General features: G+C 28.7%; 14 protein-coding genes. 7 read left to right on the forward strand and 7 right to left on the reverse strand.

Translation table 11 applies throughout. The features are described 5' to 3' along the window. Positions 1 to 2: 2 nt before the first annotated feature. Together Q0731_RS01350 and radA are read left to right on the forward strand one after the other, a co-directional pair. Positions 3 to 947 carry a lysylphosphatidylglycerol synthase transmembrane domain-containing protein gene (locus Q0731_RS01350; protein WP_299058929.1) on the forward strand — a complete coding sequence of 315 codons (945 nt, stop codon included), beginning with the start codon at positions 3 to 5 and terminating at the stop codon, positions 945 to 947. Between the two features lie 201 nt (positions 948 to 1148). Next, a complete protein-coding gene (radA, locus tag Q0731_RS01355; RefSeq protein ID WP_299058931.1) occupies positions 1149 to 2510 on the forward strand; it encodes a DNA repair protein RadA in 1362 nt (453 codons plus the stop codon). 130 nt (positions 2511 to 2640) lie between these two features. Here the strand turns inward: radA and Q0731_RS01360 are convergent, their stop codons facing one another. The 5 genes from Q0731_RS01360 to Q0731_RS13170 form a co-directional block, all read right to left on the reverse strand. Further along, positions 2641 to 2853: a DUF2892 domain-containing protein gene (locus tag Q0731_RS01360; protein ID WP_299058933.1), complete on the reverse strand. Its 213-nt coding sequence runs from the start codon at positions 2851 to 2853 to the stop codon at positions 2641 to 2643. Positions 2854 to 2929: 76 nt separating this feature from the next. Then, entirely contained in the window at positions 2930 to 3556 is a 627-nt protein-coding gene (locus Q0731_RS01365) for a Crp/Fnr family transcriptional regulator (protein WP_299058935.1), read from the reverse strand. A 95-nt stretch (positions 3557 to 3651) separates the two neighbouring features. Then, the gene (gene azu, locus Q0731_RS01370) at positions 3652 to 4182 is read right to left on the reverse strand and encodes an azurin (protein WP_299058938.1); all 531 of its coding nucleotides are present in this window, start codon (positions 4180 to 4182) and stop codon (positions 3652 to 3654) included. A 179-nt stretch (positions 4183 to 4361) separates the two neighbouring features. After that, complete coding sequence (locus Q0731_RS01375; RefSeq protein ID WP_299058940.1) at positions 4362 to 5108, reverse strand: uroporphyrinogen-III synthase; 747 nt, start codon at positions 5106 to 5108, stop codon at positions 4362 to 4364. A gap of 16 nt (positions 5109 to 5124) precedes the next feature. Continuing rightward, positions 5125 to 5766, reverse strand: a complete 642-nt coding sequence (locus Q0731_RS13170) for a DUF4271 domain-containing protein (protein WP_366915391.1) — start codon at positions 5764 to 5766, stop codon at positions 5125 to 5127. An 80-nt stretch (positions 5767 to 5846) separates the two neighbouring features. Between Q0731_RS13170 and Q0731_RS01380 the strand changes: the two genes are divergently transcribed. The 3 genes from Q0731_RS01380 to Q0731_RS01390 all read left to right on the forward strand — a co-directional run bounded on the left by Q0731_RS01380 (position 5847) and on the right by Q0731_RS01390 (position 8459). Continuing rightward, entirely contained in the window at positions 5847 to 6566 is a 720-nt protein-coding gene (locus Q0731_RS01380) for a polyprenol monophosphomannose synthase (protein ID WP_299058942.1), read from the forward strand. Positions 6567 to 6637: 71 nt separating this feature from the next. After that, the gene (locus Q0731_RS01385) at positions 6638 to 7978 is read left to right on the forward strand and encodes a dihydroorotase (RefSeq protein ID WP_299058944.1); all 1341 of its coding nucleotides are present in this window, start codon (positions 6638 to 6640) and stop codon (positions 7976 to 7978) included. Between the two features lies 1 nt (position 7979). Continuing rightward, a complete protein-coding gene (locus tag Q0731_RS01390) occupies positions 7980 to 8459 on the forward strand; it encodes a DUF4296 domain-containing protein (protein ID WP_299058946.1) in 480 nt (159 codons plus the stop codon). Here Q0731_RS01390 and Q0731_RS01395 read toward each other — a convergent pair. Then, entirely contained in the window at positions 8428 to 9426 is a 999-nt protein-coding gene (locus tag Q0731_RS01395; RefSeq protein WP_299058948.1) for an NAD-dependent epimerase/dehydratase family protein, read from the reverse strand. The genes Q0731_RS01390 and Q0731_RS01395 overlap by 32 nt on opposite strands. Positions 9427 to 9488: 62 nt before the next feature. Here Q0731_RS01395 and tyrS point away from each other — a divergent pair, with 62 nt between their 5' ends. Then, on the forward strand, positions 9489 to 10781 hold the full coding sequence (gene tyrS / locus Q0731_RS01400; protein ID WP_299058950.1) for a tyrosine--tRNA ligase: 1293 nt from the start codon (positions 9489 to 9491) through the stop codon (positions 10779 to 10781). Between the two features lie 84 nt (positions 10782 to 10865). Here the strand turns inward: tyrS and Q0731_RS01405 are convergent, their stop codons facing one another. Continuing rightward, the gene (locus Q0731_RS01405; protein WP_299058952.1) at positions 10866 to 11651 is read right to left on the reverse strand and encodes an alpha/beta hydrolase; all 786 of its coding nucleotides are present in this window, start codon (positions 11649 to 11651) and stop codon (positions 10866 to 10868) included. A 455-nt stretch (positions 11652 to 12106) separates the two neighbouring features. On the opposite strand from Q0731_RS01405, the gene Q0731_RS01410 reads away from it, so the two are divergent. Further along, positions 12107 to 12946, forward strand: coding sequence for a helix-turn-helix domain-containing protein (locus Q0731_RS01410; protein ID WP_299058955.1), 840 nt, complete (start codon positions 12107 to 12109; stop codon positions 12944 to 12946). Positions 12947 to 13023 lie beyond the last annotated feature (77 nt).

Below are 13023 nucleotides of genomic sequence, written 5' to 3' on the forward strand. Positions count from 1 at the left end.
TTTTGAATATTAAAAAGATTTTAAAAATAATATTACCTCTCGTTTTGGGAGGTTTTTTAGTTTGGTATTCTCTTAAAGATATCAACACAAACGAATTTATAGGATACTTTAAAAATGCTAATTATTGGTGGATAAGCTTAGGCTTATTTTTTGGTGTTTTAAGCCATTTATCAAGAGCTTATCGTTGGAAATTTATGCTAGAACCTTTGGGTTTTAAACCTAAATTTGCCAATAGTGCAATGGCTGTTTTAATAGCTTATTTAGTAAACTTAACCATTCCAAGAGCAGGTGAGGCATCTAGAGCTGCTGTAATGGCTAATTATGAAAACATACCGTTTGAAAAAGGATTTGGAACCATTGTAGCAGAACGAATGGCAGATTTAATAATGATGCTATCCATTATTGCTATTACACTATTTGTTCAATTCGACTTTATTTGGCAGCTTTTAACAAAAAATTTTAACCCTTTAAAAATAGGTTTCATACTTCTGAGTCTTTTTATTGGTTTTCTGTTTTTTACACGCTACATAAAAAAAGCAACATCAGGTATTGGTTTAAAAATTAAAACCTTTATTAGTGGCCTATTAGAAGGAGTTACAAGCATCTTTAAAATGAAAAACAAATGGGCATTTATTTTCCATACCGTTTTTATTTGGGTCATGTATATTTGCATGTTTTGGGCAACAATCCCTGCAATTGATGGTTTACAAGTTCCTTTTGGGGCAATTTTAATCGGTTTTATTGCTGGTGGTTTTGCAATTGCTGCAACAAATGGTGGCATTGGTTTGTACCCAGTTGCTGTAACAGGTGCTTTTTTATTGTTTAACGTTGCAGAAGACCCAAGTAAAGCTTTTGGCTGGGTTATGTGGACTGCACAAACTGCTATGATTATTATTTTTGGAGGTTTGGCATTCTTATTTTTACCAATTTACAATAAGAATAAATAATTTTTGGGCGTTCCCTAAAGGTCGCGCTTTCACTACTCGCTTTTTTTATAAAAAATAAAAAAGAGCTCAAACATGACGTTCAATCGCTAACGCAAGTGTTTGCTAACTTTTAGAACATTCTTTTTTTATTCATTTTTTAAAAGTTACCTACTTATAAACTTTGTAACTTTGTTACTATAAAACTTTGTAACTTTTTAAAAAATGGCAAAAACCAAAACAACTTTTTTCTGTCAGAATTGTGGCACACAACATGCTAAATGGGTTGGGCAATGTGGTGCTTGTAAAGAATGGAATACCATTGTAGAAGAAGTTATACAAAAAGAAGAAAAACGCGTTTGGAAACAATCTACAACTGCAAAACAAACCGTAAATAAACCTTTAAGAGTTGTAGATATTCAACTAAACCCAGAAGAAAGAATTGTAACCAATAACAATGAGTTAGACACAGTTTTAGGAGGTGGTTTGGTAAAAGGTTCTGTAACACTTTTAGGTGGAGAACCAGGAATTGGTAAATCGACCTTATTATTACAAGTGGCTCTAAATATCAGCCAAAAAGTATTGTATGTTTCTGGCGAGGAAAGTCAGTCTCAAATAAAAATGAGAGCAGAAAGATTAGAAGCCAACAACTCTAACTGTTTAATCCTTACAGAAACCAACACACAAAATATCTTTAAAAATATTGAAGAAACTGAGCCAGAGGTTTTAGTAATAGATTCTATACAAACATTACATACAAGCTCTATAGAAGCTTCTCCAGGTAGTATTTCTCAGATTAGAGAAACTGCAGCAGAACTCATAAAATATGCCAAAGAAACTGCAACGCCGGTTTTATTAATTGGTCACATCAACAAAGATGGAAACATTGCTGGACCAAAAATTTTAGAACACATGGTAGATGTTGTTTTACAATTTGAAGGTGATAGAAACCACACCTACAGAATTTTAAGAAGTCAGAAAAACAGGTTTGGTTCTACCTCAGAATTAGGAATTTATGAAATGCTTTCCTCTGGATTAAGAGAAATATCTAATCCATCAGAAATTTTAATTTCTAAAAAAGATGCAGATTTAAGCGGAACAGCAATAGCATCTACTTTAGAAGGCATTAGACCTTTAATGATAGAAATTCAAGCCTTGGTTTCTACAGCAGTTTATGGAACTCCTCAAAGATCAACAACAGGTTACAACTTAAAAAGATTAAACATGCTTTTGGCTGTTTTAGAAAAAAGAGCCGGTTTTAAATTAGGTGCAAAAGATGTTTTTTTAAACATAACAGGTGGTATTAATGTAGATGATCCTGCAATAGACTTGGCAGTTGTAGCTGCAATTTTATCGTCTAACCAAGATGTAGCTATCAACCCAAATGTGTGTTTTGCTGCTGAAGTTGGTTTGGCAGGAGAAATAAGACCTGTTTCTAAAATAGATCAAAGAATTACAGAGGCAGAAAAATTAGGCTACAAAACTTTAGTAGCATCAAAATATAATAAAATCGCTTCTAAAAATCACGGAATTCGATTGGTTTTAGTGGGTAAAATTGAAGAGGCTTTTGCTACTTTGTTTGCTTAATTAGTGTCTATTAAATTACTAAAAGACCCTTTAGGTTTTGAAAACCTGAAGGGTCTAATAATATTATAACTTATAATTTTTATGGAAAAAATATAAGAACTAAAACTACAAAAAAAAGCTATATTCTAGTTTATTTGTTTTCTTTAATTGAACAAGTGCTAATTTTAAATGGTGCATATAGTGGGCAGAAACTTACAAAGCTAGTTAAAACAAAAACAACTGCAAGAACTAAAAGTACTACCGCTAAAATACCTGAAATTACTCCTGTAAAATAAAGAATTCCAACTATTACTGCTGCTATTATTCTGATTAATTTATCAGTGCTTCCCATATTTTTTTTCATCTTATAAAAATTTAAAATTTATGCATTATTGCTTCACAAAAATAAGTAGTAATATATAAGTATGCAGTGACTAAAGTCACCACTCGTTCATAATTCTTATTCCCTCTTTGTTTTGAATAATTTTTTCATCATTTTCAAGTTTTTTTAAAACCCTAGTAATTACCTCTCTTGCAGTTCCTAATTCATTTGCTATTTGGCTATGGCTCATTTTAACTGAATTGCTTTTTGTTAAACCAGATTTCTTCTTTATGTGATCATAAAGTCTCTTATCCATTTTATCTAATAATAAATGACCAATTGTGTCTAAAAGCTCAGAATAGCGTAAATTAAATTGATTGTAAAATAACTCATTAAAATCTGGATACTCTTTAAGCCAATTTGGTAAGTATTGAACAGGAATTAAAAGAATTTTTGAGTCTTCTTCTGTAGTTGCAAAAACTTTACTTGGCGTATTTTTTAAAGCGGCATAAAAAGTCATAATACAGCTTTGGGCTGGCTCAATGTAATAAAGTAGTAATTCTTTTTCTTCAAATCTTGAGTATACCTTTACAAGTCCTTCTATAACTATTGGTAGTACTTTAACATACTGTTCTTCTCTTAGTATTTCTGTGCCTTTTAAAAACTCTTTTAAAGTAGATTCTTTAATTAATTCATCTATTAATTTTGGTTTTAAAAAAGACAATATATTTTTATCAAACTCCATTTAATCTTTGATTAAGATTTATACAACTAAGAGAGAGAAATTAAAAATATTTTCTCTCTCTCTTAGTTTCAAATATAGAATTAAATAATTTGCTTTTATATAACAATAAATTTTCCTTTCATAGCAGCATAATGTCCAGGAAAACTGCAAATAAATCTATACGTTCCAGCTTCTGGTGCATCAAACTCTATGGTTGTTTCCTCTCCTCCACCAATTAATTTGGTATGTGCTATAACATCTTGTGTGTTTTCTGGTATGTATTCATTAGAAACTGCTTTTGCTGCCTCTTTACCAAAAGAAGCCATACTAACTCCTTTTTTTAGCAAAACAAAGTTATGACCCATAACTTTTTTATTCATTTTACCAGTATGTTTAAAGGTAATCTTTACTTTTTTTCCTCCTTCAACTTTAAGTATTTCTTTGCTGTATTTAGATGCATCATTAGAAGTTAGAAGAATATCATTTGATGCTTCAATATCACTATACAAATCAACTTTTGGTTCTATTTGTTTAGGAGTTTCTATTTTCTTTTTACTACTTGATTCTTCTTTCTTTTTTTCATTACCTCCACAACTTAAAATAGCGAACAAAAAGATAAGTAAAACTGTTAATTTTAATAATTTCATGTTATTTTGTTTTAAATTAATTGTTAAACGTTAAACAAAAATAAAGACTAAATTTTAAGAAAAAGAAGCTAGAATCATAAATTTAAATTAAAATTTTAGAGTTGAAAATAATCTGTAACAAAAAAACCAAGCATTTCTGCTTGGTTTTTATCTGCTTTGTAAAGATTCTAAAATAAATTTTATTTCTTATTTGCTAATTTAATGTATTTATCTAAAGCCATTGTCATAGAAGGTGTTTCTGGCGTTGGTGCTTCAATATCGCACTTTAAACCTGCTTCTGTAGCTGCTTTAACAGTAGAATTACCAAAAACAGCAATTCTTGTATCGTTTTGTTTAAAACTAGGAAAGTTTTTAAATAGCGAATCAATGCCTGATGGACTGAAAAACACTAATACATCATAAAATACATTTTCTAGATCAGATAAATCACTCACAACTGTTCTGTATAAGTCTAATCTTTTCCAAGTAATGCCTAATTTATCTAGTTCTTGAGGAATTAAAGGCTTTAATTTATCTGAACTTGGCAGCAAAAATTTTTCGTTTTTATGCTTTTTAATCAGTTTTGTTAAATCTGGAAATGTTCTGGCACCTACATAGATTTTACGTTTTCTGTACACAACATATTTTTGTAAATAATAAGCTACAGCCTCAGATTGGCAAAAATATTTCATTGCATCTGGCACTTTAAAACGCATTTCTTCTGCTATTCTAAAAAAATGATCTACTGCATTTCTACTTGTTAAAATAATAGCAGTAAAATTATTTAAGTCTACTTTCTCTCCTCTAACTTCTTTTACAGGGATTCCTTCTACATGAATAAAAGGTCTAAAATCTATTTTAACTTTCTGTTTATCAGACAAATCAAAATAAGGAGATGTTTCTGTTTTGGGTTCTGGTTGAGATACTAAAATCGTTTTGACTTTCATACGCTTTCTTTTCTAGTTAAAACATCAATTTAAACAGTATAAATAGGGGTGCTATTTCGAACGTGCAAAGGTATAAAATAAAATAAAACAACTCGCTAAATATCAGCTTTTTATTACTTACCACCTGTATTATAAAACGAAATGAGAATAATATCATTGAAAAATAAATTAAAAAACTCGTATTTAATTGCGAATATTCAACTAAAACGATACTTATAAGCAGTAAAATTGATACAGAATACAAATAAATAGACTTAGAAACTAAATAGAATTTTACCTGATTTGGCAACATAAATACCTTAGAAAGCATTAATTCTAGTATCCTTTTTGCAACAAAATAAGTAAAAATGACTCCAAAAACTTTAAAAAAAGTATTAAAACCTTCATCAATAGCCTCTGAATAAAACACTTCAACTTTGTAAAAAAACAAGGATAAAACAAGCATTTCAAAAATAAAAAACAATCCTTTAAATAGACTAAAAAAAGTGTTTTGATCTTCAATTTCAGTTTCTATAAAACTGTTATTAATCAAAGAAAATGTATGCCCTTTTAACCTTTTAACATTAATTGTTTTTAATAGAAAAACAAAGGCGAATAAGAAAACCAATAAAATGGTAATCCAATTACTATTAATTAGAGATCTTTCTAATGCTTCCATAGTTTTGTTTTGGTAAGATTAACACAAAATTAGTAATTAAATAATGTATATTTGTATACTTACTACATGAAAATTAATTTATGTCAGACGCGTTAGTGATCATCCCAACTTTTAACGAAAAAGAAAACATAGAAGCTATCATTAGAGCAGTTTTTAATCAAAAAAAAATGTTTCATATTTTGGTTGTTGATGATAATTCACCTGATGGAACATCACAAATTGTAGAAAATTTAATTTTAGAATTTCCAAATCAACTTTTTTTAGAAAAAAGAATCGGTAAAAGTGGTTTAGGTACTGCTTATATTGATGGTTTTAAATGGGCAATTGCAAATAAATATGATTACATCATAGAAATGGATGCTGATTTTTCTCACAACCCAAAAGACTTAATCCAACTTTACAATACTTGTAAAAAAAATAACAATGATGTTGCAGTTGGTTCTAGGTATGTAAACAATCAAGTAAACGTTGTAAATTGGGACATGAAAAGGCTATTGCTATCCTATTTTGCTTCAAAATATGTACGTTTTATTACTAGAATTCCTGTTTTTGATACCACAGCAGGTTTTGTTTGTTGGAAAAGAGAAGTTTTAGAAACCATACAATTAAATAAAATTAAATTTATAGGTTATGCGTTTCAAATAGAAATGAAATTTAAAGCCTGGAAACATGGTTTTAATATAAAAGAAGTATCTGTAATTTTTACAGATAGAATTTCAGGAACTTCTAAAATGAGCGGAAATATTATTTCTGAAGCTTTATTTGGAGTTATTAAAATGAAATTAAAAGGTTTGCCTTAAAGTTGATAGTTTTCAATAATGATTAAAAACATAAAAAACGAATCCTTATTTAGATTAAAATAAAATATAAAATGACAAAAGCAACTTTAATAAAAAATGCTAAAATTGTAAATGAAAACACTACTTTTTTAGGTGATGTTTTAATTGAAAACGAAATTATTAAAGAAATTTCTAAAGAAATAAAAGCAACAGAAAATGTTACTATTATTGATGCTAAAGGCAAGTATTTAATTCCTGGTTTTATAGATGATCAAGTACATTTTAGAGAACCTGGTTTAACGCACAAAGCAAATATAGCAACAGAAAGTAGAGCTGCTGTTGCAGGAGGAGTAACTACTTTTATAGAAATGCCTAACACAGTACCACAAGCTACAACACAAGATTTATTAGAAGATAAATTTAAAATTGCTGCAACTGATTCTTATGCAAACTATTCTTTTATGTTTGGTGGTACTAATGATAATTTAGAAGAATTATTAAAAACAGATCCTAAAAAAGTAGCCGGAATTAAATTATTCTTAGGTTCATCTACAGGAAACATGTTGGTAGATAATGAAGAAGTTTTAGAGAAAATATTCTCATCAACAAAAATGATTATTTCTGTGCATTGTGAAGACGAAGCAACCATCAGAAAAAATACACAAGAATTTATAGACAAATATGGTGAAGACGTTCCTTTAAAATACCATCCAATTATTAGAAGTGAAGAGGCATGTTATTTATCTTCTTCCAAAGCAATTGAACTAGCTAAAAAAACAGGAGCAAGATTGCATGTTTTTCATTTATCAACAGCAAAAGAAACACATCTTTTTAGAAACGATATTCCTCTAGAAGAAAAACAGATTACCTCAGAAGTTTGTGTGCACCATTTGTGTTTTTCTGATAAAGATTACGAAGAAAAAGGAACACATATTAAATGGAATCCTGCTGTAAAAACTGAAAAAGACAGATTGGGTTTATGGGAAGCTTTGTTAGATGATAGAATTGATGTTTTGGCAACAGATCATGCTCCTCATACCTTAGAAGAAAAAACAAATGTGTATACAAAAGCGCCAAGTGGTGGACCTTTGGTACAACATGCTGTGATTGCACTTTTAGAAAAAGTGAAAGAAGGAGTCATAACTATTGAAAAATTAGTAGAAAAAATGAGTCATAATCCTGCTAAAATGTTTCAAATAGAAAAACGTGGTTTTATAAAAGAAGGTTATTTTGCAGACGTAGTTTTAATAGATACTAACAAACCTCAAACAGTTTCTAAAGACAATATTTTATACAAATGTGGTTGGTCTCCTTTTGAAGGCACAACTTTTTCATCAACAATAACACAAACATTTGTCAACGGAAATTTAATGTATAATGAAGGTGTTTTTAATGATGAAGTTAAAGGAAAGCGTATTACTTTTAATCGTTAATATGGGTAAAATAAGCTATCTATTAATTATTGGTTTTTTGGTTTCTTGTACAAGTAATACCATTTTTGAAAAACCAAAAAACCTGATTCCTAAAGACACCATGTCTCTGTTAATACAAGATATGATGATTGCTTCTTCTGCAAAATATCTAAAAAATAAAGGGAATCAAAGGAATATTACTTACATGGCATTTATTTATGACATTTATAAAATTGACAGTCTTCGTTTTAAAGAAAGTAATTTTTATTATATAAGTAAAATTGATTTGTATGAAGAAATAATTAATGACGCTAAACTTCAATTAGAAAAGAAAAAAAAATATTATAAAAAAATAAGTAATAATTTAGACTCTATTAGAAATGATTCCATTAAAAAATCTAAAGTATTGCTAGAAAGTAAAAAGTTACTGCAAGATAATTTTGTGCTTAAAGATGAAATTGTTACAGATTCTATTTGGTATAATTTTTACAAACTCTTTTAATAACAGTTTCTATTTTTTCAAATTGAAAATTTAAACGCTCTTCTATTTTTTCTGATGTATATTTAGAAACTGAATGTGCACTTTTAGCAGAATATTTACTTAATAAAGGTGTTTTTCTAGTAATTTTAGAAAGCAACCAAGAAACTCTCCAAAAAATAGCAGTTTGCCATGGCTTAATTTTTATAGAAGGCGTTTTTTTGCCAAAAGCATTTGCCATAGAAAAGAAAATTTCTTTAAACGTTTTATTTTCTGAAACTAAAATAAAACGCTCATTTTTAACAGTAGAATTCATCAACTGAACCATCGCAGAAACCACATCTGTTACACTTACAAAACCAGTAACTCCTTCTGTATAGTAATTAAAACCATTGTAAATTTTAGAAAATAATGTACTAGATCCTTTTTGCCAAAAACCACTTCCCAGAATAACACCTGGATTTACAATTACAACCTCTACTCCTTCTTGGCTAGCACGCCAAATTTCCATTTCTGCTCCAAATTTGGTAATCGAATAATCACTATTTTCATCTTGTGGGTTCCAATCATTTTCTTCTGTAATAATAGCTCCTTTTAAAGAGTCTCCTAAAGAAGCAATAGAACTTACAAAGCAAATTTTCTCAACTTTTACATCAATAGAAAGGTTTGCAATAATTGCAGTTCCATGAATATTTACTTTTCTCATTTCTATATAATCTTTAGGATCAAAAGAAATTAAAGCGGCACAATGATATACTTTTTGAACACCAACAAAAGCAGGAATCATTGCAGGAACATCTGTAATATCTGCTTTAAACCATTCTATTTTAGATGCTAAAGCATCATCATCAGTATAAAAAGAAAAAACTTCTTTTACTTTTTCAATGGTATCTTCAGAACGATAAATAGCACGTATATTTTCATCCATTTGTACTAAATGATACAATAAATGAGCACCAACCAAACCTGTACCTCCTGTAACTAAAATCATACTACGAATTTAGTATATTTTGCTCGATAAAGGTATATTTGCCAACTTATAAACTAATTATAATGACAAATTTTGTTGAAGAACTACGCTGGCGTGGATTATTACATGATATTATGCCAGACACAGAAGACTATTTATTAAAAAATAAAACTGCTGGTTATATTGGTTTCGACCCAACTGCAGACTCTCTACATATTGGTAGCTTGGTACAGATATTTATTTTAAAACACTTTCAAAATGCAGGTCACAATCCTATTGCTTTAATAGGTGGTGCAACAGGAATGGTTGGTGATCCTTCAGGAAAATCTGCAGAACGTAATTTGTTAGATGAAGCTACTTTGGCTAAAAATATTGCTGGAGTTAGAGAAAATTTAGAACGTTTTTTAGATTTTGATGCTACAGCAGAAAACAAAGCAGAATTGGTTAACAATTACGATTGGATGAAAGATATTTCATTAATTGACTTTGTTAGAGATACAGGAAAACACATCACTGTAAATTATATGATGGCTAAAGATTCTGTGAAGAAACGTTTAAGTTCTGAATCTTCTGTAGGAATGAGTTTTACAGAATTTACCTATCAATTATTTCAAGGATACGATTTTTATCATTTATACAAAGAAAAAAATTGCAAACTACAAATGGGTGGTTCTGATCAATGGGGAAATATTACCACAGGTACAGAATTAATCCGTAGAAAAGCACAAGGTAAAGCCTATGCAATTACAGTTCCTTTAGTTACAAAAGCCGATGGAACAAAGTTTGGTAAAACAGAAGGTGGCAACGTTTGGTTAAATGCAGACAGAACATCTCCTTATAAATTTTACCAATATTGGTTAAATTCTTCAGATGAAGATGCTGAAAACTTCGTTAAAAAATTTACATTTTTAGACAAAAAAACTATCGAAAATTTAATTACAGAACATACAGAAAACCCACATTTACGTTTGTTACAAAAAAAATTAGGTGAAGAAGTTACCATTTTAACGCACGGAAAAGAAGCGTATGAAAATGCGTTAAAAGCCTCTAACATTTTATTTGGAAAATCTACAGCTTCTGACTTAAAAGGCTTAGATGAGCAAACTTTTTTAGATGTTTTTGACGGAGTGCCACAAGCAACTGTATCTACATCTGATATTGAAGAAGGTTTAGATATGATTGGTGCATTAGCAGCAAAAACAAACTTTTTAAACTCTAATGGTGATGCAAGAAGAGCGTTAAAAGAAAACGCAATTTCTGTAAATAAAGAAAAAGTAAAAGACGATTTTATAATTTCTAAAAACGATTTAATTGCAGGTAAATATGTGTTGTTACAACGTGGTAAAAAAACGTATTATTTATTAGTTGTAGAATAACTATCTAAAAATAGAATACTTTTTATAAAACAAAAAAGCACTGAATTTTAAAACTCAGTGCTTTTTTATTGTTTAAAAATCTATTTAACATTGCTTCAAAAAATTCTTTAAAATAGCAATTAATTCCACTTTATTTTCAATGTGACTCATGTGTCCATCAGGTAAAACTACAATTTCAGAATTGGTTTTTTTGGCTTCTTCTAATGATTTTTTAACGTCTAAAACAGGGTCTTTTTTTCCAATAATAATCAACTTTTTAAAGTTGTTATCTTTTAAAACGTGATTTGTATTTGCACGTAATTTCATACCTTCATTTGCTGCAATATAACCTTGTACAGAAGTTTGTAAAGCCTGCTTTTTTACAACATCAATTTCCTTTTTAAAGGTTGCTGAATTTTCTGGATTAAATAAATTTGAAATCGACATATTTACCATATTTTCAAAATTATTTTGTGCCATTTTATTGGCTCTATTTCGTATTTTTTTTCGTTCTTCAGAATCTTGTTCAGAAGTTGAGTTTAATAAGCATAAACCCTTTATTTTAGTAGGATTCATTTTGGCATTTGTCAATGAAATATAACCTCCTAAAGAATGGCCAACCAAAATATATTTTCTAATTTTTAAATACTTTAAAACAGCATCTAAAACCTCTGCAAATAAAGCCATAGAATGTACATAACCCAAACAATCTGTTTTTCCATGACCTAATAAATCTATTGTAATGACTCTGTTTTTTTTAGCAAGTTCTGGTACAAAAAAATTCCACATTGTAGAATTCTCTAAAAACCCATGAATTAAAACAACAGCAGTTCCTTTTCCTTGGTCTGAAAAAGCAATGTTTGCATTCTTAAAAGAAATTGATTTTTGCATTACACAAAAATAGAAATAAAATACTGGGTAAATAATTAATAGTACAAATAACAAAAAGGTTTTATTACCCCATTTTTGTAACTAAGAAAAAGTTTTGTAGAAGTTAAAAAGCGTAAGTTTTAACTTACGCTTTTATAAAATAATTGAAATAATTAATTAGGGGAAATTTTAATATACCAATTTACGATTGCAAGGTACATAAAAATATTGATTTATGATTATAAAAATTATAAATTTATGTTAAGAAAAATTTACGTGTTAAATATAATTTTCTAAAATTTACTAACTATAATAATTAAGTCTTATAAATAAATGTATTTTTAATGATTCATATATAATACAAATAACAAAGTTGTAATAAATAAAAACCAAGATTTTAAATTTAAAAAAACCTTACTTTTAAAAACAGTTATAAGTTTATATAATTTTCTACGACCAAACACTAAAACCTATAAATGGCAGTACAAGACATCCTTAAATATTCTTTTAAAAACATATTTTCTGTAAGTGAAGTTCTATTTGAAAAAGCATGTACAATAGATCATTCTGTTCAACAAAACGCCTATTCTATTTATTGGATAAAAGAAGGAAGTGGAACTTATAACATCGACTTTAAAAAATACACCTTTAATGATAATGTGCTCTTCTTTTTATCTCCAGGGCAAGTTTTTACAGTAGATGCTGAGCAAATAAAAACAGCTTACAAACTAACTTTTGTAAAAGATTTTTACTGCATACAAATACACGATACAGAAGTTGCTTGTAACGGAATTCTCTTTAACAATATTTATGAAACTCCTTTTGTAAAACCTTGTGAAAAAGAAACTAAAAAACTAACTTTTATTTTAGAAAGTTTAATTGAAGAATTTCAACAAAATGAAGCTGCACAATATGATATGTTACAAGCCTACTTAAAACAGTTTATTATAAATGCTGTGCGTGTAAAAAAAGAAAATCATGTAATTAAAGAAGACACAGAAACACGTCTTTTTAAAGATTTTAGTTTGTTAGTAGAACAAAATTTTAGAAAAATGCATGCTGTTACAGACTATGCAAACAGATTGGCACTCTCACCAAAATCGATTACCAAACACTTTCAAAAACTAGGGGCAACAACGCCTTCTCAATTTATTAAAAACCGTATTTTATTAGAAGCAAAACGATTGTTAATTTACACCGATAAAACTGTAAAAGAAATTGCTTTTGAACTTGGTTTTAATGATCCTGCTTATTTTACACGTTTTTTTACAAAAGCCATTTCACAATCTCCATTGCAATTTAAAAAAGAGTATTAAAATTAATTTATCTTTTTGGGCGTGCCTTTATCCTGATAACAATCAGGACCAAGTCAGGCTTTCCGTTATATCTTTTT

Source organism: uncultured Polaribacter sp., assembly GCF_947497695.1.
Lineage (GTDB): Bacteria > Bacteroidota > Bacteroidia > Flavobacteriales > Flavobacteriaceae > Polaribacter.

Excerpts from the sequence above, each read along its gene's own strand:
- radA (WP_299058931.1), top strand. The coding sequence starts at position 1,149 with ATGGCAAAAACCAAAACAACTTTTTTCTGTCAGAATTGTGGCACACAA.
- Q0731_RS01360 (WP_299058933.1), bottom strand. The coding sequence starts at position 2,853 with ATGAAAAAAAATATGGGAAGCACTGATAAATTAATCAGAATAATAGCA.
- Q0731_RS01365 (WP_299058935.1), bottom strand. The coding sequence starts at position 3,556 with ATGGAGTTTGATAAAAATATATTGTCTTTTTTAAAACCAAAATTAATA.
- azu (WP_299058938.1), bottom strand. The coding sequence starts at position 4,182 with ATGAAATTATTAAAATTAACAGTTTTACTTATCTTTTTGTTCGCTATT.
- Q0731_RS01375 (WP_299058940.1), bottom strand. The coding sequence starts at position 5,108 with ATGAAAGTCAAAACGATTTTAGTATCTCAACCAGAACCCAAAACAGAA.
- Q0731_RS13170 (WP_366915391.1), bottom strand. The coding sequence starts at position 5,766 with ATGGAAGCATTAGAAAGATCTCTAATTAATAGTAATTGGATTACCATT.
- Q0731_RS01380 (WP_299058942.1), top strand. The coding sequence starts at position 5,847 with ATGTCAGACGCGTTAGTGATCATCCCAACTTTTAACGAAAAAGAAAAC.
- Q0731_RS01385 (WP_299058944.1), top strand. The coding sequence starts at position 6,638 with ATGACAAAAGCAACTTTAATAAAAAATGCTAAAATTGTAAATGAAAAC.
- Q0731_RS01390 (WP_299058946.1), top strand. The coding sequence starts at position 7,980 with ATGGGTAAAATAAGCTATCTATTAATTATTGGTTTTTTGGTTTCTTGT.
- Q0731_RS01395 (WP_299058948.1), bottom strand. The coding sequence starts at position 9,426 with ATGATTTTAGTTACAGGAGGTACAGGTTTGGTTGGTGCTCATTTATTG.
- tyrS (WP_299058950.1), top strand. The coding sequence starts at position 9,489 with ATGACAAATTTTGTTGAAGAACTACGCTGGCGTGGATTATTACATGAT.
- Q0731_RS01405 (WP_299058952.1), bottom strand. The coding sequence starts at position 11,651 with ATGCAAAAATCAATTTCTTTTAAGAATGCAAACATTGCTTTTTCAGAC.
- Q0731_RS01410 (WP_299058955.1), top strand. The coding sequence starts at position 12,107 with ATGGCAGTACAAGACATCCTTAAATATTCTTTTAAAAACATATTTTCT.